Raw genomic sequence first — 26,586 nt, 5'->3', positions numbered from 1 at the left:
GAATGCGTTTTTTTATACACACGAATAGAAAAAGACACCTAACACAATACATAGGACAATGCACATACACAGCAACATGAAATTTGATATATACATTTTTCTCAAGTGAATCACTCCTTATAACTGCTTACCCTTATCATAGCGAAAAAACAGCTATCTTATCGTTACAAAGCACTAACAATGCAAAATCAATTATTACAGATTAAATCTCTTTATTGCATTCCTTTGTATAGTCTATCTATTATATAAAAAAGATGTCATATCGACATCTTTTTAATGAAGGAGTGACCATCCCATAAAATCTTCATGTACTTGGCACGCTCGTTTGTCATTTCGATCATATAGTTCAGCATAACTATCAGTTTTCTCATCGTAAGCCATTGTATAAATGATTTGACCATCTATTACAACGGATAGAACGACTCCGCCTTTCATCTCTTCCACATGTATGATTGCATTAGCTGGTATTTTCATATCAGTCATTTTCGGATCTAACAATATACTAAACCCCCTACAGCATATTCATGGTTCGTACGATTACACACTAAATAGTATACTACTGTAATAGCATATATTTCGTCAATACAATTACAACATGGATACAAAATAGAAAAAGCATGGTTTATCATGTCTTCTACTTTCGCTCCATGTCGAAAAAAATAAGTATGAAAAAACGAATGAACATATACATGCATATTATAAACACAAATTCGACTATATCGATTAAAATAAAATACATAGGAATATTTAAATGAGGTGCTAACATTGATTTTACATAAAGGAGAGCTATTATTCCGTCAAGGTGAAGAAGGACCCTTATACTTTGTGAAAACAGGTCTATTAAAAGTGGTTCGATTACAAGAAGATGGAACACCATTTTTATTTAATATTATTGTTCCAGGTGAGACAATTCCTCATCATTCTTTAATTTCACCTAAAGAATACCACGGAACAGCCATCGCTTTAATGAAAACTGAAATTGAACCTATTATGAGTCAAGAATGGTATGATAAGCTGCGAAAAAATCCAGAATTATATGCTAACGTTGCACTACAGTTACAAACGAAATTACGAATGATGCAACAGCGAATTGATCAATTAACAACGGTCTCGCCAAGGGAGCGCCTTCATCGGTTACAACAATGGTTTTCATTATATTTAGGTGGCATTCCGATTTATGAAATATTAACGCAAACTGAAATTGGTCAACTCATTGGTGTGCGACGTGAAACCGTAAATCGTTTATTACGAGATCAAATCAAAAACGAGGTGAAATAACCTCGTTTTTGATTTGGTAAATTCTCTTTATTGTAAGCTAACTGCTGGTCCAAAGAACTCATAGTGAATACGATCAGCTGGAACTCCCCACTCTAGTAACACTGCATTGATATGTTTCATAAATGGTACTGGACCACAGAAATAAAATTCCGCTTCATTTGAAGGAATAATAGATTGTAACCAAGCTAAATCAATAAGTCCTTCTTTCTCAAAATTTTCCGCTTGTACATCTTGCTTTGTTGGTGCTGAATAACAAGTATATACTTTCACTCTTTCTTTACTTTCTGCTACCTTTTGGACATGCTCTTTCATTGCATGGACTTTACTATTTAACGCTGCATGAATAAAGTATACATCGCGGTCCATTTCTCTCTCAGTTAACGTATTAAACATACTCATCATAGGCGTAATTCCTACACCACCGCTTATTAATACAACCGGTAAGTTTGAATCTATATTTAATACAAAGTCTCCAGCTGGTGCACTGAGTGGCAAAATATCTCCTTCGTGAACATGGTCGTGTAAATAATTCGAAACTTTCCCATCCGGTGCTTCTGCACTTGTTTCACGTTTTACACTAATACGATAATACTCTTTTCCAGGAGCATCCGATAAACTATACTGGCGATTATGTATATACGTTTCTCCTTCTATACGAATTTGAACCGTTACATACTGACCAGGTAAAAACATTGATAGTTCTCCACCGTCTTCTGGTTTTAAGTAAAACGATGTAATAACGTCGCTCTCTTTCTCTTTTTTCACAACAATAAAGTTACGTAACTCTTTCCAGCCGCCTTCTTTTTTTGCTGCTTCTTCATACATTTCCGCCTCGATACGAATAAATGCATCAGCAATTACACCATACGCTTCGCCCCAAGCATCCAACACTTCTTGCGGTGCGCCTGCTACCTCTTTAATTGCCTGTAATAAACAATTTCCTACAATTGGATAATGTTCAGCTTTAATTCCTAAGCTTCTATGTTTATGACCAATCTGTTTGACAACAGGAATAATGGCTTCCAAGTGATCAATATACATAGCCGCCGCACACACTGCACTTGCTAACGCTTGTTGTTGTCTTCCTATTTTCTGGTTTGTATGATTAAAAATATTTAATAACTCCGGGTGTTCCGCAAACATAATTTGATAAAAGCGTGTCGTGATATCAACACCTTTTTCTTGTAATAATGGTACTGTTGATTTTACAATTTCAATTGTTTTTTGACTTAACATTGTATCTCACTCCTCTGTTTCCTTGACTACTGTTAGTGTAAAAGAGTTTTTGATGGAACGTTGTGATTTTAATCACTATAAACACGGTGTTTTTGTGAAAAATATATGAACAATTTAAATTTATCCTACAATAAAGTTCTCATATCATAAAAATTAGGCAGAAGTAGATTGACCGATTCATAAAGGCGATTTATTATAAAACGAGTTCTATATCATACACCATTGTATATTTTCCTTTTATACGGATAACAGAATACTTTGTAGGAAATGAAACTTACTAATTTCCTTCTACGAACTGTACCCCGAATCGTGAACACTAAAAACAGTCCATGACTCGGTTTTTTTGTGTATATTTATAAGCAAACCTCGTTATAATAGATACAACGATAGAAGTGAGGTATAAATGCTAGTGTTGAGATGTACACTTTTGATTGAATAAATATGCTCTAAAATGATTGAGGAAGTATAAGTGAAATATAGCTACTAAGCCATTTTCGTCAAAAATATATGTACAGGAATATCTGTTGTACATTGTTTTTTTACTTTTTTCATACATATCCTTGAATAGGATTTGTGTAACAAAGCCATTTCAATATATGTGTGCCAACAACTGAAGCGTTAGCGAAAGGCGTTAGTCAAGTTCTAGAAACACACAATTTCTGCTGATATTTAAAGCATTTCTGTACAACTTTATACAAGCAAAACTGTACCTTTAAGAATAATCATTTACAGTGAGGTAAGGAAACAACTAGAAAAGAATCAACCGGAACAAAAGATGGTAACCGATATGACGTATTTATTTTATGAGAAAGGGAAAAAAGCATATTTATCGTGTGTAAAAGATTGTAAGATGCGAGAGAGTTTAGCCTATCACGTCTCTCCCTCTTTACAAATGGAGATCGTCTATCAAACACTCAAAAAATGGAAAGTTAGATTCGGAGGCACCATTCATCCAGAAGTCCTGCTTCATTCCGATCAAGGTGTTCATTACACTCATCCGGAATACCAAAAGCGAGTAAGAGAAATGGGGCTCAGACAATCTATGTCACGTAGAGGCAACTGCTTAGATAACGCTCCAATGGAATCCTTTTTCGGTCATATGAAGGATGAATGAAATGATAAATGTTGTCAAACATTACAATGTCACCCAGAAGTGATAGACGAGTATATGCAAGATTATCATTATGACCGTTATCAATGGACACTCAAAAAGATGATTCCGGTACAATACCGGAATCATCTTTTAAGTGCTTGATTTTTAAAGTTCTTTTTATGAAACTGTCCATTTTAAAGGATACAGTTTAGTTATGGAACACCCTTTTCCGATACTACATATACATGTGTAATAATGATAACGAACCTATATACAGCATTTTGTTTGATGGAAACATCCTCGACTTAGACAACAAAAGACATAGTAAAACAAGATCTTCGCTTTATAAAGAAACGGATCCATTCTATCTAGAGTTCAAATACTTTGAAACAGCTATATCCATTCTTTCTGAAATAGAAGCTATGCATATGATGAAAAAAGACCACTTACTTTACGGGATCAGTCTGTCCAAAATCAACTAAAGTTTATCGCGCAACTATTTAGAATAGTTGCGCGATAAAAAATTCCATTAGGAATCTATATACCTCTTTCAAATATAGGTATTCTTTGCACTAGAACCGTACTTAATAACAATAATTTTATAATTATATATACAGATAACTAACTTAATATATTATAAACTTGAAACAATACAGTTAGTGTTACCTCTCAAATTGTATTCCCCAAAGTAACTAGGTAATAGAAAATGATCTCCTTTTTTAAAGAAGAAGTGTTCGCCTTCTTTAATTAATTCCCCTTCCCCCTCGATTACACTAACAAGAAGGAAGGGTTTTTCTTGTTTTAAACTAGCTGATCCATCTAACTCCCATTTTTCCACTGAAAAATACGGACATTCAATAAAGTTTGTTACACTCAAATCTTCTATTTTTTCATGTTTCACCGATAACTGCTTTTGTATACATGGTGTTTCAGTTACTTCAATACTCTTTTCAAGATGAAGTTCACGTAAGTTCCCTTCTGAATCTTTTCTATCATAATCATACAATCTATAGGTTGTATCAGAATTTTGCTGCGTTTCTAGTATTAAAATTCCTTTACCAATTGCATGAACAGTTCCGCTTGGCACATAGAAGAAATCTCCCGGGTTCACCTTCACACGATGTAACAGTTGATTCCATTCTTTCTGTTTAATCATAGTCACTAATTCTTCTTTTGTTTTTGCATGATGTCCATAAATAATTTCTGCGTCTTCTTCGGAATCGATTACATACCAGCATTCTGTCTTTCCCAATTCTCCGTTTTCATGCACATTGGCATACTCATCATTTGGATGAACTTGAACAGATAAATCTTGATTAGCATCCAAAATTTTTGTAAGAAGAGGGAAACGCTTTCCCTCCACATTTCCAAATAAATCTCGATGTTCTTCCCACAATTCACCTAAAGATAACCCTTTATACTTTCCGTTCTTAACAATACTTTGTCCATGTTGATGCGCTGCAAAAGCCCAACACTCTCCAGTTTGATTTGATGGAATCTCATATCCAAAAGAAGTTAAATGGGTTCCCCCCCAAATTCTTTCTTTAAAAACAGGTGCAAAAAATAATGGTTCAGTCATAATTAAACTCCTCCATTCTATACAATTTCATCTAATAGTTTGTATGCTTCTTCTTTTGTTCGGACGGATAATAAACGCTCTCTATAACTGTCATCCATTAGTTTCCGAGAAAGTATTTGAAGGATTTTTAAATGTTCATTTCCTTCACTTTCTTTTGGTACTGCAATCATAAATATTAATTTCGCTTTCGTTCCATCAAGGCTTTTCCAATCTATGCCCGATTGTTTAATCCCAAATACTACACTCGGTTTCTTAACAGCAGCTGATTTCCCGTGTGGAATCGCAATATTCATACCAATTCCTGTTGTACTTTCGTTCTCACGGTTCATAATCGCTTGTTTAAATTCTACTTTTGAATGCAGTACACCAATATGGTTTAATTTTTGAATCATTTCATCAATGATGTCATCTCGCGTTTCTCCTGTTAAATCTGTTTCAATTAACTCTAAACTTGTAATATCTGTTAATTTTTTTATTTCTACTTGTTTGCTTTCTACTTCTGTTTCTTGTAGTACCTGTGGTATTTCTTTTGTCGCTGAAACTTCTTTTATTTCTACTACTTCTGACATGTCGGCTTTTGAAATATCTTTTTTCAACACGTTTACCACAAGTGCAGTCACAATAGAACCAACAATTACAGCTACAAAGAACATAAATACATTATCTACTGCTCCTAACACTGCAACAATTGGACCACCATGTGCCACTCTATCACCTACATGCCCAATCATCGCAATCACAGCACCTGTCATTGAACCAGCCATAATACTTGGAATCACACGAAGTGGATCTTGTGCAGCAAATGGGATAGCTCCTTCAGTAATACCAAAGAGCCCCATTGTAAATGATGCCTTTCCCATTTCTCTTTCTGACTCTTGAAACTTTCTCTTTCCTATAAACGTAGCAAGTCCCATTCCAATTGGTGGAATACAGATTGCTGCAGCAATTGGCCCCATAATTTCATAGTTTCCTTCTCCAATCATTGCTGAACCGAATAAGAATGCAACCTTATTGACTGGACCACCCATGTCAAATGAAATCATTGCTCCTAAAATCAATGCTAAGAGAATTGAACTCGATCCTTGCATACCCGCCAGCCAAGCAGTTAATAACTCGAAAGCTTGTGCGACAGGAGCACCTATAATAAATATAAATGCTAAACCAACTACAAGTGTAGCAAACACTGGAATAATAATGATTGGCATAATAGGTTGAATCGCTTTCGGAACTTTTATTTTTTTAATTCCTAATACTATATAACCTGCTAGAAAACCAGCGATAATTCCGCCAAGAAAACCAGCGCCACTTTCACTTCCATAAAAACTTCCTGTTGCTGCAATATATCCACCAATCATACCAGGAACAAGACCAGGTTTATCAGCTATACTGTATGCAATATATCCAGCTAATATTGGAACCATAAATGTAAATGATGCACCGCCAATTTGTTCAATTTCTTTCCAGAAAGATCCCTCTGGAATTACTAAACCTCCAGGTGTTTTTTCTCCACCGAGCGTCAATGCGATTGCAATTAATAATCCACCAACTACAATAAATGGAACCATAAAAGATACACCATTCATTAAATGACGATATATCGGATTTTGCTTTCTTTCCTGTTGATTACTTGCTACTGTTTTCGATTGTGAATGGTAGACGGGTACATCTCCACTTGCTACTTTCTGAATTAATTCCTCTGGTTTACGGATACCATCTTGAACTCCGACAACTAATAATTTTTTACCTATGAATCTATCTTTATTTACCGCTCTATCAGCAGCTATAATGATCCCGTCTGCTTCTCGAATATCTTGTTCAGTCAGCTCATTTTCTACCCCTATACCACCTTGGGTTTCAATTTTCATTTGAACCCCTAATTTATCTGCTGCTTTTTGCAAATTTTCTGCTGCCATATAAGTATGGGCAATTCCATTCGGACACGATGTTATCGCTAACAGTTTCATTTTTAGTCCTCCTCACACTGTTTTGTAAGCGCCTACATATAATATAAATTAATATTATGATAATAAAAGTTTCATTTTTTACCGGAACTTCCGGAAAAATAACTCTTTTACCTGAACAAACAAAAAAGTGAAGTATTTAGACCTCCACTTTTCGTTTAATTATGTAGATAGGATAAAAATTTCATTACATTTGTTTCTTTCGTCAGCTTTTGAACAAAGTATGGTTGCTCACTTATTAAAGATAGCTCGTAGAACAATCGTTTCGTTACCTCTTGTCCATCACTTTTAACTGCTAGCATAAATACAAGTGATACCTTCTCTGACCCCCAATCAATCGGTTCTTTTAATGTAGCAATTGCAATGACTGACTCCTTAATAAACTTAGGATTGCCGTGAGGAATCGCAATCCCAGCTCCAATTGTTGTTGCCGACATCTTCTCTCTTATAATCGCATTTTCTGCATACTCTTTGTCTACATACCCTTTACTATGTAAAGCATATGCTAACTTTTCAATTAATTCATATGGATGTTGTACATCTTGTTGTAAAAATATTAAAAATGGAGATGTATAATTAAGCATAACAAAATCTTTTTGTTTTTTATAACTCGGTTCATCGCATTCTTTTATGAAGTCTCCTAGTTTCTTTTCTTCCGTTCCCTCTAATAATGGGGATACTACAATATGAGGAATATTTAAATCCGAGAGAAAAACGGTAGAAATAACCAAATCCACCTGGCGATGTTTCTTTAAATATTCATGTAAATCAGCTTTTGCAATACAGTCCATCACATGGACATGATGAAATTTCCGCTCAATTTTTGTCCGTAACAGCTGTGACATACCAATTCCTAGATGACAGACAATAATTACATTTTTTGATTTTTCCTGATGATTTAACCGTTCAACAGATGCTTCAAAGTGTAGAGTGAGATACGCTGCTTCTTCTTCCGGAATACATAGATTTAGAGATTTATTTATTTCTTCTAATACCTGAATCAACATATTAAACATATAAGGATACATTCTTTTTATATCATGTAGCATAGGATTAGATACAGAAAGATCATAGTTCAAGCGGTTCAATGTGGTGTATAGATGAATAGTTAATCCTTCGATTAAAATTTGGTCCCTACTGAAATCCATTTCACACGACTGTGTCATACATTGTACTAGTTGCTTTACAACCTTAGAAAGGATCGGATTACTTTCAGTAAGTTTATCCCCTCCTCCTGTTTTATCTTGATAACGGAATTTCCCACCCAAAATATGAGCTGTTAAATACGTTGCTTCTTCTTCTGTAAAATGAACCGCGAAAACACTCTCTAATCGTTTTAAAAACTCTAATGTCCATTTGTATTCTTTAGTTTCTTGCATTGTTTTCATTTCCTCTTCAGAAGTTAAAATGGGTTGCTTCAGTTTCATTCTCCGTACCATAAGCAACGTATGTATTAATAATCCTTCAAATGCATCATCTGAAAAAAACAATTCATATCGTTTTTGGAGCGCTTTCAATTCAGTTGTAACAAATTCAACTTCATGATATGAAAATTGTTCCTTAATAAATTGATTCGTTAGTTCAGAGTTACAAATTAAATCTGATAATCTAGCCAACGCTTTCCTTTTGTTTTTTTCATTCCCCTCAATAATCAATCCTACTCGCTGTTTTGAAACGACAGTTAAGTCAAAATGATGTAACCACTTTTCAATTTTATCTAAATCTTTTTTTATAGTAGTCCGGCTTACAAAATGTTGAGAAGCCATATCCTGTGCAGTAACTGCTTTTATATTCATTAACAAGTTATAAGCAATTCGTAGGATTCTTTCTTCATCTGATTCATACGTTGTACAATTATTTATACGATAAAGTTTATTAAATAAATCTACCTTTTCATATTCTTCAATCTCTAAGTAAACCCCTAAGCCCGGTTTCTTTACAAGAACTGCACTCGAATAATTCGTCAGATATTCCTCAATTACTTTAAAATCATTACGAATTGTTTTTTCGGAGCAATTTACTTGTTCTGCAAGGTATTGTACTAATAAATAGTCATTAGGTTCAGATAACAACAGAAGCAAAATTTCTTTTTGTCTTGTATTCATGAATTTCACCTGTCTCTTATACTCTTCTATGTTACATGCATTACTTTACCAGATATTGTACTCTCTTATAATTGATCTGGTCAAGAGAAGAAAAAACATGATTTCCCAGATCAGAAAATCATTAGAAAAGGGGCTGCCCCTAGTTCCTACCACCCAAAAATGATGACAAAAGTGATTCTCTATACGTATACGCAAAAAAATCTATTCTTGTCGTGATATTGCCAAATCATTACGAGAACACCTACCAATGATGTGAGTATCTGGGCAACAAATGCCGGATTTTCGAACGATTAATCGCATTCGCTCCGAACGAATGAAAGATAGGATTGAACCTCTTTTCTCGGAATTCATTCAGCTCTTATGAAAACAAAACTACATATCTATGGAGAACTACTTTTTGGATAGAACAAAAATAGAAGCGATTGAGTTTGTGGCTGATCGCCATAGCCCACAACTTCCTCAAACAGGCGAAAAAAAACGCTCGTTTGAGGAAGAAAATCAAAAAAATAACAAAACCCACGGAGAAACTACATTTTCTCCATGGGTTTTAGTCATTTAAAGGAACTTTTTGGACAGCTCCTTCTCTTTTATTTACCATAATTTCTTTTTTGCTTTTCCAAAATGAACTACAAAGATTATGTCAAAAGTAGTGAGGGATACTAAATAAGTGCTAGCACATGCTATTCTCATAATATGACTTCGGTGCAGTTATTTAATAAAAGTCAGTAGTTTTCTTTACCGAATACGCAATTTTCTAGCTTTAATTTCACTTTACTGAATACAAAAAACTAAATACGTAAAAAAAGAGGTTGCCAAAAGTAGCTATTCCGATACTTTTGGCAAAACCTCTTTGTTTTGGAGAACTTGTTCAATAACTTGCACCTCTTTTCCGTCTCCAAATTCCGTATATCCCCATATATTTGTCTCACCCGTATACTTATTTACAATGATATCTAAATCATGATAAATTCGATGAGCATATACAACATATTCAATATTCCGTGCTTCTATACCCATTTTCATAACGTCATAACTCCGTCTTACATCGCGCTTTATCTTCTCATTTTTCACTTGTTTATGTATACCTTTTAGAAACTGCTCTTGTTCTTGAAACCATTTCACAAGATGATTCCAATCTCCCTCTGTATATTGATCCGCTTTACCGTAATTTAAAAAATCATTATAGTCTTCATGAGTTGTACGGATAAATTGTAATACATGCTTTTTTTCCTTCACATCATCTACTTTAGGCATTGTCGATACACCAGCAGGTTTACTTGCATAATGTAACAATACTTTCATACATCCATAGCTTGCAAGCCCCATTATCATAATCATTCCCAGTACACCCAATATCCTCTTCATATGCCGACTCCTTTTCTATTAGGAATATTACATTTATTTCTATAAATCGTTATATTTGTAACATTCTCTAATTGAAAAAGAATTCCTGTATAAATACTTCTTATCATTTCAACACTGTTTTTCTACACATTTCGCGCTGGTAAATACTGCTGTAAAATCACATGTCCTTCATAAGCAGCATAGCCTAATATGACAAGTAGACCAATGTAACAACCAAATACAATCCACCTTGTTTTCGCATCGACTTTATAATATTCCTCTTGTTGTTTCTTTTCCTTCTCCCATTGATTTCCTTTTGTTTCTAATAACGCGATCGCTTCTTTCATACGATTGGTATGTTCTTCTTTTTCCTCTTCATATGGCACATAATCAAGCGCTTCAAATTTAGGCACGATATACTCTAATACTTCAATTTTTTGGCTTTCTCCTGTTTCAAGCTTCTTTTCTTTCGCCTTTTGTCTCAATTGTCCCATTTCATGGTGAGCTACATAAAGCGTTCGATGCACTGCTCCTGTTTCAAGAAACTCTTCTTGCAATTTAGAAAGATATGTTTTTAATATTTCTACTTTGTAACCTAATTCTTCAATCGGCTTATCACGCTTCATTACTCGATACAGTTCCATGCATCCTATAACAAAAATGAAAAATCCGATAATACTTGTAAAGAAAATGGAATAGCCAAGCAATAAAACAAGACCGCCAATCCAAATTTTCGTGCTAACAACCGAAATAATTCTTCCGCCATCTAAAGGCGATACCGGAATTAAATTAAAAAAGTTCAACATGCTTCCCAGTAAAATCACGAGTGCCCAGAATGGCTCATTCGTTAGCATATAAAGCGGAATAGCTGGTAAAAATGATAACAACCCAAATAAAGGTCCCATATAAGCAAGATACGCCTCATCCTTTGCATTTTTCGGCATCTCCTTCATTCCAATTAACGCACCCATAAATGGAATGAAAATTGCCGGTGACGTAGGTATACCTTTTCGCTTCGCCGCCCATAAATGTCCCATTTCATGTACGAAAAGTAAATAAATGAGTGCGACTCCAAATTTCCAACCATATATAGCTGCATATGCTCCGAGTGATAACAACATACTAAATACTGTTGAAAATTTAGCAAATTTCAAAATTGCTAATACCCATTTCAGCTTAGAAAATAAAAAGATTCCGACTGCAGCCAAAATTCCCCATAATCCCTTTGTATTTTTCTTTTGCATCATTTTCTCCTTTTTTCTTTCTATTATGCCATAATTTGCTCTTTTATTGGAAACTATGTTTATAACATCTAATTTTAGCCAAAAATATAAATGAAAGGAGGTTATAACATGACATTACAAGTTTTCATAATAGGAACTCTTTCTTTTTTAGCTTCTACATTCATTTTCTATACAGTTAGTTACGTCTTATTATTAGACTTGTTACCGAATCATTTCGTTATTTCTCTAATTATTCTTTCTGCTCTCATGATTTCTTATCTTATTACAAGAAAATCAATGAATAAACCTTCTGCAAAAACAAAGTAATGGAGCGAACCTCTTGGCTAGCTCCATTATCATTTCCTAGGAAAGATTACATTCATCTTTGAAAATTCATTTTTTCACCATAATCTTTTACAATTTGAATAATATTTTGAAATATACCTATTCTTTCTTTGTTATGATTTAACATGTATAAATCATAATAATCATAATATACTTCTATTGCCTTTTGCTGTGAAATTGATACATTGTTAAGCGGCACGATAAAATGAGCTTCATATTGCTTATATCCTTCTCTTACTTGCTCTCCTAAAATCATTTCACTCGTTTTCCGTCCAATTATTTGTTGAATCTTTTCTGGAAACACAATTTGAAAATAATATTCTTTTTCAGTTTCTAACGCTTTATATAAAGAATTTGAGATTGTATAAAATATAGTATAATGTGCGTTGTTATTGTCTACTTTAATATGAAAAGCTGTAATTTGCATATCATTTTTTGTTACTTCTGCTAAACTCCCCCCCTCTATATGATTATGATGAATCATTGGAAGGAGAGCTAGAAGCTGCTTTGTCTCCTGTTTAGGAATCTTATATATTCCGTTCTCATTTTGAAGCCACCCTTCGCGAGATTCTCCTCTAAGCCATGCACGGTATATTTCCTTTTTCCCTTCCTTCTCAATTTGTATTTCATACTCAGGTTCTCCGAAGCTCCCTATTATCTCTTGTTTTTTAGCTTTATGAATAATATCTACTACCCGTTTTGCCTCTTCCTCTTTCAAAATTTTTTCTATCTTTCCTTTTTGTAAAATGGTAACTTTTATGCTTTCTTGCACACTACTCACCATCTCTTCGTTTTGTCCTTTCTCTTTCGGCTGTCCTATTTTACTACATGATACAAGCAAGATTATCCATAGACATAATACATATTTTCTCTTCACTCGATCCCCTCTATCTTACTAAGTATAAGAAATACTTATAATCTGCACTAATAAAAGCGTAAGGAAGCCTCACATCTATCTGTGAGGCTTCCTCATTTCATAATCTCATTTTGCAACACTCTTGATAGCCTCCACTTCTAGCCTGTGCACTTCCACACTTTGGACATACTAAATATCTAGACTGGTTTGCCAACAAACTACCTTTTGGAAGGAGTAACACTTCTGCTTGTTTAAATGAACGTGAATAATATAACCATATAAAACCACAAATAGCGAGAATCCCCAATAAAACTCCCATTGCAAGCATTTCTGCCACCTCTTTTTAGGTTTGTTCTTTCCAGCAAGTGGATTGTTGTATTATTCTCTATAAAATTTTAAAATTCCTTCTCTCCCCCCATAATCGTCTTATTTATCTGTAAATTTAACAATCCTTTATATTGTTTCACACAATTTTTACAAAAAATATTGTTTCACTCTCATACACTAAAGTGAACCTTCAAACAGAGACGTCTCTTCATCTATACTTACATTCTTCATAACCAACGTTTTACGAATCTGCTTTTTTTGAGGTGATCGTATTACAATCACCCAGACTTTTAGAAGATACCTTTTCAAAAAATGAGTTGCAGAGAGGAGTATCATCATGTATCCCTTCTTCTTGTTTACTTTCTTGATGAAATTGGTTATCTCTATTTTCATTCCTTCTCCGAACATACCCGTACAGATTATTAGCCTCAACGATTTTCATGGACAATTAAATACAACATCTATGCTACATGGAAAAGCTGTAGGACGTGCAGATTACCTCGCTAGCTATATTCAAATGTATCGCATGAAAAATCCAAATACTTTGCTTGTACATACTGGAGATATGATCGGTGGAAGCTCTCCTATTTCAGCATTATTTCATGACGAACCAACTATGGAATTTCTCAACAAACTACAATTTGATGTAGGTACAGTTGGAAATCATGAATTTGATAAAGGTCCTATCACGCTATACCAACTTATTAATGGTGAACTTTTTTATAAAAAAACTACTTTTTCTGGTAGTACATTTCCTTATATATGTGCAAATGTAGTAGATAATCGTAGCAATAAGCCTCTCTTTCCACCTTATACAATTAAATGGATTGAAGGGATTCCGATTGCATTTATTGGTATCACAACAAAAGATACTCCTTTTGTCACAATGTATAGCGATATGTCCTCTGTGCGCTTTTTAGATGAAGCTTCTACAGTTAATGATTATGTGCATCACCTACAACAACAAGGTATTCATGCATTTATTATTCTTGCGCATCTTGGCGGTCGCACAAATGAAGGTATTACAAATGGAGAACTAGCTCATCTAGCAAATAAAGTAGACGCTGATGTTGATATTATCTTTGGAGGGCACACTCATTCTTATATAAACGGAAATATGAACGGAAAATTACTTGTTCAAGCTTATTCTTATGGAAAAGCTTTTTCAAACGTTACTCTTACCTTAAATCGAACAACGAAAGACATTATGAAAAAACAAGCCGAGATTATCCCTGTTTACCAAGAGAAACTTCTGCCGAATCCACACATCACATCATGGCTACAAACTTATTCTTCAAAAATTCATTCTAAGGTAGAAGAGACATTAGGCGTAACAAATTACAAGCTCACTCGAAAGCAGAATAAACATGGGGAATCCGATTTAGGAATACTGATTGCTACAGCACAACGCCAAACAATGAATGCTAATATTGCCTTTGTAAACCCTGGAAGCATTCGATACGACTTACAGAAAGGGAACATTACATGGGAAGATACTTTTCTCATACAGCCATTTGGAAACAAACTTATTAAAATGGAGCTATCCGGAAAAGAAATTCGAAGAGCCTTGCAAGAACAATGGGAAGGTGAAACGCGTATTTTACAAGTTTCAGGACTACGTTACAGTTTGAAGGATTATACTTTACAAAATATTTCACTAGAAAACGGAACACCATTGCGAGATAATGAAGTATATTCAGTTGTCATCAATTCATTTTTAGCAAATGGCGGAGATAAATTTAGTGTGTTTAAAGCAGGGCGAAATCGAATCGAAGGCCCAACAGATCAAGAAGCTCTTGCAAATTACATACGCTCCATTTCATATATCAATACGCTTCCACAAAGTTTCATCCAAAAAAACTATTGACTTTTTTGAAGAAACATGCAAAAATACTGTCAAAATACTTAAACAAAATTCATTGACGAGAACGAGTACGTTATAGGACTGTTCCCTAGAGAGTTGGCATTTTGCTGCAAGCCAATGTTCAGTGCATAACCGAAAATCATCTCCGAGAAGTAGAACTGAAAGAAATAGTAAGTTCTTACCGGCTGTCCTCCGTTACAAGGAACACGTATCATGTTGTACGTTGCAAAGCCGTATACAGATAGATATTTTTCTACATGTATAAATTAGGGTGGTATCGCGGGTAATATAACTCGTCCCTTTATGAAGGGGCGAGTTTTTTATGTTCTTACGAATGAATTTTTATAAAAGGAGGAAAAAACAATGAACACTGTATCAAGAAAGCATGTGTTTTTCACAGGACTTATGCTATTCTCTTTATTTTTTGGAGCAGGTAACTTAATTTTCCCTCCAATGCTTGGACAAAATGCAGGTGATCATTTCTGGCCAGCTATGGTCGGGTTCTTATTAACAGGTGTCGGCTTGCCTTTATTAACCGTTATTGCAATCTCTCTTTCTGGAAATGGAATGCAGCAGCTTGCGAGTCACGTTCACCCAATATTCGGAATTTTCTTTGCGGTTATCGTTTATATTTCAATTGGTCCAGCTATGGGAATTCCACGTGTTGCAAATGTTGCTTATGAAATGGGAATTAGCTCATTTTTACCCGAAGACATTCGTACTAGTTCACTTACATTGTTTGTGTACACAGTCGTTTTCTTTTCTCTTGTATATTGGCTAAGCTTAAATCCTTCTAAACTAGTAGATCGTATCGGTAATATATTAACACCTATTTTATTATTTTCTATTTTCTTATTATTTGTAAAAAGTGTGTTTACGCCACTTGGCCCGTCAGGTCCAGCTATGCAAGACTATGTAACTTCCCCTACTTTCAAAGGATTTATGGAAGGATATTTAACAATGGATACGATTTCTGCACTTGCATTTGGAATTATTGTTGTAAACGCCATTCGCTCAAAAGGTGTAGAAGATCGAAAAACGGTTGCAATCGCAACAACAAAAGCAGGCCTTATTGCCGCTATCGGACTCATCCTTGTATATGTTGCACTCGGTTGGTTAGGTGTAACGAGCGTTTCACTTGGATATGCAAAAAATGGTGGTCAATTACTTACAGTGATTGTTCAACAACTATTCGGTCCATATGGTCTTTCTTTATTAGCTATTATTGTAACGCTTGCTTGTTTGACAACATGCGTAGGACTCGTCTCAGCATGTAGCCAATATTTTTCAACATTATTAGTAAAATTTTCATACAAAAATTTCGCTAGAGGCATTTGTGTAGCCGGGCTTCTCGTAGCCAACTTAGGATTAACAAAAATTATCGCAATCTCTATACCGATTTTACTTGTTGTATATCCAATCGCAATTGTCCTTGTACTCCTTTCACTCCTTCATAAATTTTTTGGCGGTTATCGCTCAGTTTATGTTGGCACTTTAGTCGGCGCCGGAGTAGTAAGTGTGTTTGATGGTTTAAAGCAAGGAAATGTTTCCGTTTCATTTATTACTTCTTACTTTGAATGGATTCCATTATATACAGAAGGCATCGGTTGGCTATTACCATCATGTTTAGGAGCAATAATTGGTCTTATTGTCGCAAAACAAAAAAACGCAAAACTAGTTCCATCGGTAGAAAATACCTCTGAATCGAAAGTATCCTAAACCATCAAGGTAAGGGGATATATCATTTCAAACAAAATAAATCCAATCCTAATGAGTTAGGTGGAATCCATCTATCATAAGTATATAGCTCATTCGTAAGCCTTTAGATTGTTGAAATCATGAGTTATGCCCCTTGGAAAAGGTACCTTGCAGCAAAGGTACCTTTTCTTTGTACATTTGTATTTTGAAAGTATAACTAAAAGATTTTCATATAGAGGATGTAAAAAATTTTTACTTTAGATAATCATACTTAAAAAAGAGCTTCAACAAAATACACACATACTTCGTTGAAGCTCCTTTCTATTTTATAAGTTGATGTCTAAATGCATAAATAACTGCTTGTGTTCGATCGCTGACATTCAATTTATTTAAAATGTTACTTACATGCGTTTTCACAGTTTTCAGTGCTATAAACAGCTCATCTGCAATTTCTTGATTACTTTTTCCTTCTGCAATTAATAATAAAATTTCAAACTCTCTTTCTGTTAAATCGTCATGTAATGGTTGTTCCTTCTTTTGGCGCATCCGAGACATCATTTTCCCGGTCACTTTTGGTTCCAACACCGTTTCCCCATCATAAGTTGCTCGCACCGCATCTGCGATATCACTTGCTCGTGACGTTTTTAATAAATAACTCGTTGCCCCCGCCTCGATAACAGGATATAACTTTTCATCATCTAAAAAGCTCGTTACGACCACAATTTTTGCTTCCGGCCATTCCTTAATAATCGCACGCGTCGCCTCCACTCCATCCATTTCATCCATAACAAGATCCATTAAGATGATATCTGGTTTTAATTGTAATGCTAGCTCTGAACCTTTTCTGCCATTTTCCGCTTCCCCAACTACTTCAATATCTGGTTGTGTTGATAAGTAAGCAGATACTCCCATGCGAACCATTTCATGATCATCAACTAGTAATACTTTAATCATCATTCTCCCCCTCTCTCTATCATAATTGGCACTTTCACTTCAATTTGTGCTCCTTTATTTGGGAAACTAAGTACTTTTAACGTCCCTCCAATTTCATGAACACGTTCCTGCATAGATTGTAATCCATATGATCCTGCTTTATTTACTCCAACTCCAACTTCAAACCCAACACCATCATCAATTATTTTCAAAATGGCATATTGATCAATTTGACGAAGGCGTACTTCTATTTTCTTTGCCTTTGCATGTCGCAGTGTGTTAGACAATGCTTCTTGTAAAATACGAAATAGATGATCTTCGACACCTTTTTTTAACTGAATGGATTCAACGAACCATTCGATTTTCATATGCTGTTTTCTAGACAGCTCTGTTAATAGTTCCTCTATACCTTCTGTGAGTTTTTTTCCTTCCAATTGTACAGGACGTAAATGAAGAAGCAATGCTCTCATTTCGGATTGCGCATTCACGACCATGTTCTCTACAAGCTTCAATTGTTTTTTTGTTGTTTCTGGAAATTGATCTACTTGCTCATTAATTGCTGACATCATCATAGACATTGCAAAAAGCTGCTGACTTACAGAATCATGCAGTTCTCTTGCCAAGCGATGTCTTTCTTGAGAAATAGCTTCTTGCTTCATTTCTTCATTCCAATGGGCTCGTTCATTTGTTACCTTTTGAAATAATCCAGCTTGTTCTTCTAATCTTCGAGTAAGTGTCATAACTTTTCGCTCTATTTCATGAAATTCGTCTTCTGCCGTAAACGAAACATCTTTCGGAAAGTTCCCTCGCTCTACTTCAAATAAGAAAGTATTCAAACCTTGAATACGCTGCTTTACATAATAGCCAATCGCATATCCTACAATGCCTCCAATAAGAAGACTTGTACTCATGATTAACAAACCAACAGGAACAGAGGCGATGGATTCTTTCCATAGGAAATCATATATATCTTGCTTGCTTTTCCACATATAGATAATAGTACAAATGAGTGCAATACTAATGGAAGATAGCATAGAATAACGAATGTACATCCATGAAATATTTCCTTGTTTTTTCATCATACTTTCCTCACTTCCGTATCTCCTACAACAAGCGAAGAAATAATTTTAATACGACGAGGAGCTTCTCTATACTGCTCTGTTTTAAATGTAACATTTCGGTTCAAACCTGTTTCTTCATGCCCTGGCAGTAATACTCTCCCAACAATAACCGAATGATTTAAAGATAATTCAATGTCATATGGAACGTACAATCTAATATTTCCGATTACCCCACGAATAACAATGACGGTTTCTCCTTCTGGAATCATAGCCGTTGTTAAGTCCATTTCAACATCACAGACTCCATATTGAACATTAATATCTTCTAGTTCATAAATATGATCCATCATTCGTACGTTTCCTATCATCATATTTTTCAAATATGGTTCAGAACGATAGATTGGTTTATCCTCATCAATATATCCTTTCTCCTTAATCTGAACTTGAATAACTTGCTGTTTCTGCTGCCCTTGAATCAGTCGATAACCGATCAATGCGAAACAAGCGAATACAACAAGTACGAAAGCCGCTGATGAAAATAGAAAAAATAAAAATACAAGTCCTCCAATAAATAAAAACACATTACCTCTCACATAACGATTCTTCTTTCGATAATGTCTTCCAAACATAATCATAATAAAGGCAAAAATGAGACCTCCTGGTTCAAAGCGTCCAGAAATCATATCGATAAAAAGACCAAATCCAAATATAATGAGGAGCATCCCCACAAATTGTGTTTTTGAAAATTGTTGCTTCATTTCAGCTCCCCCCTTCTCATTACATATAAAGTGAAACTTGAATCAGTGGGGGGCTTCATCCCCCACTGATTATGAGCCCTCACCAATCAGGCTACCCGTTACTGCGAGATAAATAGAAGAAAAAGGTATTGCTTACCAACACCTTTTCTTCTATCACTATATCATATGCTCGTTTTATAATATACTACAATTATTTTATCCCTTCTTTGTTTAAAGATACTTCATTTTTATCTTTCATTTCGCGCTCCAGTTTAGCAATTTTCATATCAAAAGTATCACGTTCATACCCTTCATTTATGCGAAGTTCTAAATCACGAATATGATCTTCTATTTCTTCAAATCGTAAAAACGGATTGCTTTCATCCATTTTATGAAGCGCTGTATTCATACGACGATTCGCATGCGCCATATTCTCACGCGCCATCAGTTGCATACGCTTTGCATTCATTTCTTTTAATTTATTTTTCATTTCAGAAAGGCGACGTTCTAATTCGTCAATTTGTTCGATAACACCTGCATACATTTCTTCTAAACGAGCCACTTGTCCTTCATAATATGCGACTTCTTCTAAAGCACGCTCATGTAGTTGCAGTTCTCCTGCTTCTTGTGCAATAATGGCTTGCTTAGATCTCTTATTTACGAAATAACGTGCCTCTTCAAGCTCACGAGCAAAGTTCGTTTTTAACGTTTTATGACGCTCAATTAACTTTTCAATTTTTGTTATTTCACGTTCACTATCACGTAAATATTGGTTTAACATAGCAATTGGGTTTTTTCTTTCTTTTTCATCTAATACATTATGAAGATCTGCTAAAATCGCATCGCGTACACGGCCAAATAAAGATTGTTTCATCCTAATCTTCCTCTCTTCTATTTTATCAGTTAAATTCGTTTATACTAGTTTTTCATTAACTTATTCCACTCATCTTCAAAGTTGCTATATCTTGTAGAACTCCCTGAAGTAGAATCCATTACTACATCTTTTTCCTTTTTCCACTCACGGTATCCGTAATATAAAACTACCAAGGCTACAATACCAATTAATGCAGGAGAATGTGAAAGAGCAATTGATAGACCGATTAAACCAACAATCCCCCAAGCTAACTTTCCAAAAAATGATTGTGCTCGCACAAATGATTTATAGCTCCAGTACACAATTCCCGCTCCAATGGCAAATCCTATCATACCACCAAGGCTACCAAGAGCAATTAAAGCCAAAATACCGGCTGCAATGAACGCTAGAAATTGTTTCATCTTGTGCTCGCCTCCCTTCGATTTGATACTCTTATCTTAACTATTTTTTTGATTTTCCATAACGAGCTTAAGAACCGTTTTCATCTCAGACTTAAGACTGAGACACAATCAGTCTTTTGCCAACTTCCCCTTCACGAATCGAACTTTTATAAGCATATTTTCACCTAATGTCGTTGCTTTCGTGAAATTTTGAGACAGAGGTTAATACAGATAAAAAAAATGAGAGAAGATGTAAAGGACGACTTTACAAATCATAAAAAAGAGAAATACAACCACTAAAAAGGACGTATAAACGATAAAAAGACGCTCAAAATCACTTTTATGAGCGTCTTTTTTGCCTTATTCTAATAAAAAATTAGGCTGTTTTATGAAATTGTCCTTTTTCCTCGACTTTTGAAAATCTCGGAAAATCAATTAAGATTGAGACTACACCACATAGTCCAACTAAAATTGGATAAAATGCATACGGCAATAGTTCAACTGGTGATAAAGCCGCAAATCCTGCTGCTGTTAACATCTGCGCTCCGTATGGAACTAGCCCTTGAACACAACACGAGAACACATCTAGTACACTCGCCGATTTTCGTGGATCAATTTCATATTGATCTGCAATATTTTTTGCAAGAGGACCAGTGAATATAATCGAAATTGTGTTATTCGCTGTGCATATATTCGTCATGCTTACTAATCCAGCAATTCCAAATTCCGCACCTTTTTTCGAACGGATATTACGCGTTAATGTATTCATTAAATATTGAATACCACCATTATATTGAATGATTTCAACCATTCCACCAATTAAAATTGCCAATAGTACGAGTTCCATCATTCCATTCATCCCTGTTGCAGCACTTTTAAAGAAGCTAGCTAACGTATAACTCCCATCTAAAAAACCAATGATACCAGATAAAATGGTTCCACCTGTTAATACAACGAGTACATTCCATCCAAGTAGCGCTGTAACAAGCACCCCTGCATACGGCAATATTTTCATCCAATCAAATGCATGTGTCTTTATTTCTGTATGATTTCCTAAAGTAAGAACAACTAATAATATAACGGTAATCATAGCAGCGGGTAAAACAATTAAAAAGTTCGTTTTAAACTTATCTTTCATTTCTGTCCCTTGTGAACGAACAGCTGCGATTGTTGTATCAGAAATAAATGATAAATTATCTCCAAACATAGCCCCACCTACAACTGTTGCCATCGCTAACGCAATTGAAATATCTGTTTGTTGACTGATCCCTACAGCAATCGGCGCTAATGCTGCAATTGTTCCCATTGAAGTTCCCATTGCTAATGAAATAAATGCACCGATCACGAAAATGCCAGCTATAATAAATCCTTGTGGCAAAACAGCTAAAGCTAAATTAACTGTAGAGTCCACTCCTCCCATTCCCTTTGCTGTTTCTGAAAAAGCACCAGCAAGTACAAATATTAATACCATAATCATAATGTCTGGATTCCCAGCTCCTTTAGCGAAGCGTTCTACTTTCGCTGTAAAACTCTCTTTCCGATTCATCGCTAAAGCAACTCCTACCGCAATTAGTATCGCTACTAAAATCGGCAATTTATAAAAATCACCTGTAATGATTCCAGAACCAATAAATAGTACTAAAAATATTCCAAGTGGCAATAAAGCAAAAATATTTCCTCTCGTTTCCTTCACCATATCATCTCTCCCTAGTTTTAAACCTTTTCTACTGAATAACAAAAGACCTCTTCCAAGAAGAAGAGGTCTTATACATCTATAAGAAACACTCTTCTCATCTTTCAAGCACATGCTTGCTGGATTTGGCACAGCACTCCAAAATCGAGTCCGCTGCCGAGGCATCATAGGGCCAGTCCCTCCGCCTCTCTTTATAAGAAGGTTTCATATTTTTATTTGTAATAATGTCTTTCCTAACTTTACTCGCTTATAAATCAAAAGTCAATTATTATTTTTATAGAAATAATCGGTATTTTTCTTCTTATTCATATAATGCGACGAATATACCAATCATTATACATAAAAAATGATCATTTCAATGTTTCTATTTCACGTTTTAAAATAGAAATCCATGGAAATTCTTCTTTTTCGATTCTCTCCATAACCCACCTTGCTATATCCCACGCTTCATTATATTCGTCTCTGGAAATGGTTTCTTCTGCATAAGCCGCTTCCAACTCACCTTCATCTAATAAATATATTTTCCCATCTGGAAATAATACGACATCCAAATATAGATCATCAAAATATGGCAAGCCATTCTCATCTATTTCGAACTCTTTAGCAATATCAATATAATACTGTACTATATTTTTTTGTTCATCTAACATAGCTGTAATAACAAATTTTTTACCTTTTATAAAATACTGCACCCATGTATAGCCATCATTTACAATACAAATTTCACTATGATCATACTGCTTATAACTAGGTTCCTTTACTTTTATCACATGCAAAATTCCTAACATACCTTGCTCACATTCCCGCACTTCATACGTTTTCTGTAACAATCTTTTCCACGAAGCACCATTTCCATATTTTCTCTTCATTATACATCCCACTCCTTTCCAATATAGAAAAGCTCCCACATATTGATGCGAGAGCTTTTTCAATCGTTATTACGCTACTTGTTTTCCAGATATCTCTTTCAAATAAGCTTGTCCTTTTATATCATCATATTGTCCTTCCCATTTAGACATAACAACAGCTGCTAAAGAGTTTCCAACAACGTTAACTGCTGTACGTGCCATATCTAAAATACGGTCAATACCTGCGATAAACGCTAAACCTTCTGCCGGAATTCCAACTGTACCTAACGTTGCTAATAGTACAACGAATGATACACCTGGTACCCCTGCAATCCCTTTTGATGTTAACATTAATACAAGTAACAATGTAATTTGCTGTGTAATCGATAAATCAATACCATACATTTGTGCTAAGAAAATTGCAGCAATCGCTTGGTATAGCGTTGATCCATCTAGATTAAATGAATAACCAGTTGGAATAACGAAAGATGAAATCGCCTTTGGACAGCCGAATTTCTCCATCTTCTCCATAATTTTTGGCAAAACTGTTTCTGAGCTCGCTGTAGAATACGCTAAAATAAGCTCATCTTTTAAAATTTTAAAGAACTGAAATATGTTAATTCCAAAGATTTTCGCTGTAAGTCCTAGTACGACAACAACAAAGAAAATCATCGATCCATACACAACAATCACTAACTTCCCTAGTGGGATTAATGATGCTAGACCAAATTTAGAAACGGTCACACCAATTAAAGCAAATACCCCAAATGGTGCAAACTTCATTACTTGGTTTGTAACATAAAACATTGCATCTGCTACCCCTTGGAAAAATTGCAGAACCGGTTTTCCTCTTTCACCAATCGCTGCAATCCCTAAACCAAATAATACAGAGAAGAAAATAATAGCAAGCATATCACCTTTTGCCAGTGATTCTATAATATTTGTCGGAACAATGTTTACAAATGTATCCGCAAATGAATGACTCTGTACTTGCTCAGTTGTAGCTGTATATTTTGAAATATCTGTTTTTGTTAATTCATTCATATTAATACCTTTTCCTGGTTGGAAAATATTCGCTACCAGCAAGCCGACAACAATCGCAATTGTTGTAATAATCTCAAAATAAATAATTGTTTTTCCGCCTAATCGACCTAGCTTTTTCACATCTCCAACACCTGCAACCCCAACAACGATGCTCGCTACAACGATTGGTACAACAATCATCTTAATTAATCGAATAAAAATATCACCAATTGGTTGTAAAAACTTTGCTACCTCTGGATTGCCATAAAAAATCGCCCCAACTGCAATACCGAGTGCAAGCCCTATTAATATTTGCCATGCAAGTCCAATCCTCTTCATACTTGCTGCCAACCCCCTTCTTAGATGCTATAACTCTATTTTTCTATGAAATAAAGAAATTAAGAGTATTACATATAATTCGACAATTCACTACATTTGTCTCCCTTTAAAATGATAAATCATAAAATGAAATCTGACAACAAAATAAGTTTTCCTGAATACAAATATTTTTCTTGACAAAAATAAAACCCATGTAAGAAAACCTAACATAAGAATACTCCCTCCTTTGATTTATTAGCGTTTTTCTGTTGCACCTTCTTTTTATGCATATAACAGAAAAATGAATATTTACCATTTTTCATTTTTTTATTGAAGTAGGAAAGAAAAGGATTACAAGACATATAAATAACTAACTTCGACAATATTCAGCAATTTTATAAAATTTTCTTTACATTATGATTACAACAATAGACAGCATTCTTCTTCTTATATACAATCATAGATGGGAAAGGAGCTAGACAACTCATGAATAAGAAATTTGCAGCTTTTAGCGTTTTAGCAGTGGGAACTCTTTTTGTTTCTCCGTTACTTTCACCAGTACACGCAGAAACAAGTCAAGATAAACTGTCCAATATTCAATCAGAATTAGAAGGTAAACAACAAGAACTACAAAATAAGTCAGCTGAAAAAGAACAAATGGAGAAAGAAATACAAGAATTACAAAAGAAGATTGATGAATTAACAATTTCCATTAATAAAAATGAAGCTGATTTAAACGATACAAAAAAAGAAATTACTAAAACACAGCAACTTATTGATGAGAAAAAGAAACATATTGAGCAACTACAAAAGAATATTGATACACGTCAAGAAGTGATTAAACAACGTTTACAATCGATGCAAGAAAAACCGCGAACAAATATTATAACTGAAGTTTTAACAAGTTCAAATAACCTCGCAGATCTCGTTGATAATATGTATTCCGTTAGTTTAATTTTAAATAATGATACTGATATCGTAAAAAAACAAACACAAGATCGGGAAACTGTAAAAAACGAAAAAGAAGCTGTTGAAAAGAAAGAACAGCAACTAAAAGAAGCTGAACAAAAATTACAGCAAAAACAACAAGAATTACAAACAAACCAACAACAACAACAAAGTCTCATTAATGATTTACATATAAAAGTATCACAAGTAGATTCAGAGATTGAGAGTTTAGAAGAATCGAAAAATATTTTAGAGAATCAGCGCCAAGCTGTTCAAAAAGCAATGGAAGAAGAGAAACGTGCAGAAGAGGCGCGTAAGGCAGAAGAAGCAAAAAAACAAGCAGCCGCTTCAACGGAAGCTACCTCAGTACCACATGATACAAATGTAGGCGGATTTATTAAACCAGCTGCTGGCTCAAAGACCTCTGGATTTGGTTCTCGTTCTTTAGGGAATCACTTCGGTATCGACATTGCAGCCTCTGGTACAGTTCCCATTATTGCCGCTGCCGATGGTGTTGTGATTCGCTCTGAGATGTCTTCTAGTTACGGAAATGTTGTATACTTATCTCACCGAATAAATGGGAAAACATATACAACTGTATATGCGCATATGAGCAGCCGTTCTGTCTCAAACGGACAAACTGTTAAACAAGGACAACAATTAGGATTTATGGGAAATACAGGACAATCTTTCGGTCAACATTTGCATTTCGAACTTCATATTGGCGAATGGAATGTAGGAAAAACAAACGCAGTAGACCCTTCTCCTTATATCGGACTATAAAAAACTCGGTACATACCGAGTTTTTTATTTCTTTAATATCTTGTAGGCATTTTCCATAGACTAAAATAATAGTCCAATT

General features: G+C 34.8%; 24 protein-coding genes, 2 pseudogenes, 1 riboswitch and 1 other annotated feature. Of the genes and pseudogenes, 9 read left to right on the top strand and 17 right to left on the bottom strand.

Features of this window, described 5'->3' with window-relative positions:
• Positions 1–273: 273 nt before the first annotated feature.
• Positions 274–498 carry a hypothetical protein gene (locus tag MR056_RS04560; protein ID WP_011984251.1) on the bottom strand — a complete coding sequence of 75 codons (225 nt, stop codon included), beginning with the start codon at positions 496–498 and terminating at the stop codon, positions 274–276.
• Positions 499–765: 267 nt separating this feature from the next.
• Between MR056_RS04560 and MR056_RS04555 the strand changes: the two genes are divergently transcribed.
• The gene (locus MR056_RS04555; RefSeq protein ID WP_011984250.1) at positions 766–1,278 is read left to right on the top strand and encodes a Crp/Fnr family transcriptional regulator; all 513 of its coding nucleotides are present in this window, start codon (positions 766–768) and stop codon (positions 1,276–1,278) included.
• 27 nt (positions 1,279–1,305) lie between these two features.
• Here the strand turns inward: MR056_RS04555 and hmpA are convergent, their stop codons facing one another.
• Positions 1,306–2,514: an NO-inducible flavohemoprotein gene (hmpA, locus tag MR056_RS04550; protein ID WP_011984249.1), complete on the bottom strand. Its 1,209-nt coding sequence runs from the start codon at positions 2,512–2,514 to the stop codon at positions 1,306–1,308.
• Positions 2,515–3,190: 676 nt separating this feature from the next.
• Here hmpA and MR056_RS04545 point away from each other — a divergent pair.
• Together MR056_RS04545 and MR056_RS22540 are read left to right on the top strand one after the other, a co-directional pair.
• Positions 3,191–3,628 (top strand): DDE-type integrase/transposase/recombinase, encoded by a 438-nt coding sequence (locus MR056_RS04545; RefSeq protein ID WP_308806024.1) that lies wholly within the window; start codon positions 3,191–3,193, stop codon positions 3,626–3,628.
• Between the two features lie 21 nt (positions 3,629–3,649).
• Positions 3,650–3,769: pseudogene (locus tag MR056_RS22540) on the top strand (IS3 family transposase); the annotation flags it as partial.
• 472 nt (positions 3,770–4,241) lie between these two features.
• On the opposite strand, the gene manA reads toward MR056_RS22540, so the two are convergent.
• The 3 genes from manA to MR056_RS04525 form a co-directional block, all read right to left on the bottom strand.
• Positions 4,242–5,189, bottom strand: a complete 948-nt coding sequence (gene manA, locus MR056_RS04535) for a mannose-6-phosphate isomerase, class I (protein WP_162208214.1) — start codon at positions 5,187–5,189, stop codon at positions 4,242–4,244.
• Positions 5,190–5,203: 14 nt separating this feature from the next.
• Complete coding sequence (locus tag MR056_RS04530) at positions 5,204–7,150, bottom strand: PTS fructose transporter subunit IIABC (RefSeq protein ID WP_048722497.1); 1,947 nt, start codon at positions 7,148–7,150, stop codon at positions 5,204–5,206.
• Positions 7,151–7,305: 155 nt separating this feature from the next.
• Positions 7,306–9,252: a BglG family transcription antiterminator gene (locus tag MR056_RS04525; RefSeq protein ID WP_087098211.1), complete on the bottom strand. Its 1,947-nt coding sequence runs from the start codon at positions 9,250–9,252 to the stop codon at positions 7,306–7,308.
• Positions 9,253–9,390: 138 nt separating this feature from the next.
• Between MR056_RS04525 and MR056_RS22795 the strand changes: the two are divergent.
• A pseudogene (locus MR056_RS22795) lies at positions 9,391–9,613 on the top strand (transposase); the annotation flags it as partial.
• A 36-nt stretch (positions 9,614–9,649) separates the two neighbouring features.
• A complete protein-coding gene (locus MR056_RS04520; RefSeq protein ID WP_157671202.1) occupies positions 9,650–9,811 on the top strand; it encodes a hypothetical protein in 162 nt (53 codons plus the stop codon).
• Between the two features lie 263 nt (positions 9,812–10,074).
• Here MR056_RS04520 and MR056_RS04515 read toward each other — a convergent pair whose 3' ends face one another.
• Together MR056_RS04515 and MR056_RS04510 are read right to left on the bottom strand one after the other, a co-directional pair.
• Entirely contained in the window at positions 10,075–10,617 is a 543-nt protein-coding gene (locus MR056_RS04515; RefSeq protein ID WP_041809571.1) for a hypothetical protein, read from the bottom strand.
• A 122-nt stretch (positions 10,618–10,739) separates the two neighbouring features.
• Positions 10,740–11,840, bottom strand: coding sequence for a site-2 protease family protein (locus tag MR056_RS04510; RefSeq protein WP_011984244.1), 1,101 nt, complete (start codon positions 11,838–11,840; stop codon positions 10,740–10,742).
• A gap of 108 nt (positions 11,841–11,948) precedes the next feature.
• Between MR056_RS04510 and MR056_RS04505 the strand changes: the two genes are divergently transcribed.
• Positions 11,949–12,146: a hypothetical protein gene (locus tag MR056_RS04505; protein WP_011984243.1), complete on the top strand. Its 198-nt coding sequence runs from the start codon at positions 11,949–11,951 to the stop codon at positions 12,144–12,146.
• Between the two features lie 52 nt (positions 12,147–12,198).
• Here the strand turns inward: MR056_RS04505 and MR056_RS04500 are convergent, their stop codons facing one another.
• Positions 12,199–13,041 carry a YhfM domain-containing protein gene (locus tag MR056_RS04500; RefSeq protein ID WP_011984242.1) on the bottom strand — a complete coding sequence of 281 codons (843 nt, stop codon included), beginning with the start codon at positions 13,039–13,041 and terminating at the stop codon, positions 12,199–12,201.
• 97 nt (positions 13,042–13,138) lie between these two features.
• On the bottom strand, positions 13,139–13,348 hold the full coding sequence (locus MR056_RS04495) for a hypothetical protein (RefSeq protein WP_011984241.1): 210 nt from the start codon (positions 13,346–13,348) through the stop codon (positions 13,139–13,141).
• A 336-nt stretch (positions 13,349–13,684) separates the two neighbouring features.
• Here MR056_RS04495 and MR056_RS04490 point away from each other — a divergent pair, with 336 nt between their 5' ends.
• Entirely contained in the window at positions 13,685–15,214 is a 1,530-nt protein-coding gene (locus MR056_RS04490; protein ID WP_087098209.1) for a bifunctional metallophosphatase/5'-nucleotidase, read from the top strand.
• A 43-nt stretch (positions 15,215–15,257) separates the two neighbouring features.
• Positions 15,258–15,515, top strand: a binding site (T-box leader).
• A 59-nt stretch (positions 15,516–15,574) separates the two neighbouring features.
• Positions 15,575–16,930, top strand: coding sequence for a branched-chain amino acid transport system II carrier protein BrnQ3 (gene brnQ3, locus MR056_RS04485; RefSeq protein ID WP_087098207.1), 1,356 nt, complete (start codon positions 15,575–15,577; stop codon positions 16,928–16,930).
• A 300-nt stretch (positions 16,931–17,230) separates the two neighbouring features.
• Here brnQ3 and MR056_RS04480 read toward each other — a convergent pair whose 3' ends face one another.
• From MR056_RS04480 to gltP, 8 genes are all read right to left on the bottom strand, one after another.
• Positions 17,231–17,863, bottom strand: coding sequence for a response regulator (locus tag MR056_RS04480; protein WP_011984238.1), 633 nt, complete (start codon positions 17,861–17,863; stop codon positions 17,231–17,233).
• Positions 17,863–18,921 carry a sensor histidine kinase gene (locus tag MR056_RS04475; RefSeq protein WP_087094779.1) on the bottom strand — a complete coding sequence of 353 codons (1,059 nt, stop codon included), beginning with the start codon at positions 18,919–18,921 and terminating at the stop codon, positions 17,863–17,865. The genes MR056_RS04480 and MR056_RS04475 overlap by 1 nt, the downstream gene beginning before the upstream one ends.
• Positions 18,921–19,661: a cell wall-active antibiotics response protein LiaF gene (gene liaF, locus MR056_RS04470; protein ID WP_011984236.1), complete on the bottom strand. Its 741-nt coding sequence runs from the start codon at positions 19,659–19,661 to the stop codon at positions 18,921–18,923. Before liaF ends, MR056_RS04475 begins: the two co-directional genes overlap by 1 nt.
• Positions 19,662–19,851: 190 nt before the next feature.
• Positions 19,852–20,514, bottom strand: a complete 663-nt coding sequence (locus tag MR056_RS04465; RefSeq protein WP_011984235.1) for a PspA/IM30 family protein — start codon at positions 20,512–20,514, stop codon at positions 19,852–19,854.
• A 44-nt stretch (positions 20,515–20,558) separates the two neighbouring features.
• Positions 20,559–20,915, bottom strand: coding sequence for a lmo0954 family membrane protein (locus tag MR056_RS04460; protein ID WP_087094690.1), 357 nt, complete (start codon positions 20,913–20,915; stop codon positions 20,559–20,561).
• Positions 20,916–21,270: 355 nt separating this feature from the next.
• Complete coding sequence (locus MR056_RS04455; RefSeq protein ID WP_041810293.1) at positions 21,271–22,587, bottom strand: Na+/H+ antiporter NhaC family protein; 1,317 nt, start codon at positions 22,585–22,587, stop codon at positions 21,271–21,273.
• Positions 22,588–22,681: 94 nt separating this feature from the next.
• Positions 22,682–22,787: riboswitch (SAM riboswitch) on the bottom strand.
• 150 nt (positions 22,788–22,937) lie between these two features.
• Entirely contained in the window at positions 22,938–23,456 is a 519-nt protein-coding gene (locus tag MR056_RS04450; protein ID WP_242136521.1) for a ribonuclease FAU-1 family protein, read from the bottom strand.
• A 69-nt stretch (positions 23,457–23,525) separates the two neighbouring features.
• The gene (gltP, locus tag MR056_RS04445) at positions 23,526–24,797 is read right to left on the bottom strand and encodes a glutamate/aspartate:proton symporter GltP (protein WP_011984231.1); all 1,272 of its coding nucleotides are present in this window, start codon (positions 24,795–24,797) and stop codon (positions 23,526–23,528) included.
• A 465-nt stretch (positions 24,798–25,262) separates the two neighbouring features.
• On the opposite strand from gltP, the gene MR056_RS04440 reads away from it, so the two are divergent.
• Complete coding sequence (locus MR056_RS04440) at positions 25,263–26,507, top strand: murein hydrolase activator EnvC family protein (RefSeq protein WP_011984230.1); 1,245 nt, start codon at positions 25,263–25,265, stop codon at positions 26,505–26,507.
• The last annotated feature ends 79 nt before the right edge of the window (positions 26,508–26,586 follow it).

The sequence above is a fragment of the Bacillus cereus group sp. BfR-BA-01360 genome (genome assembly GCF_022663595.1).
GTDB lineage: Bacteria > Bacillota > Bacilli > Bacillales > Bacillaceae_G > Bacillus_A > Bacillus_A cytotoxicus.
This window is presented reverse-complemented; position numbering and strand designations above follow the sequence as displayed.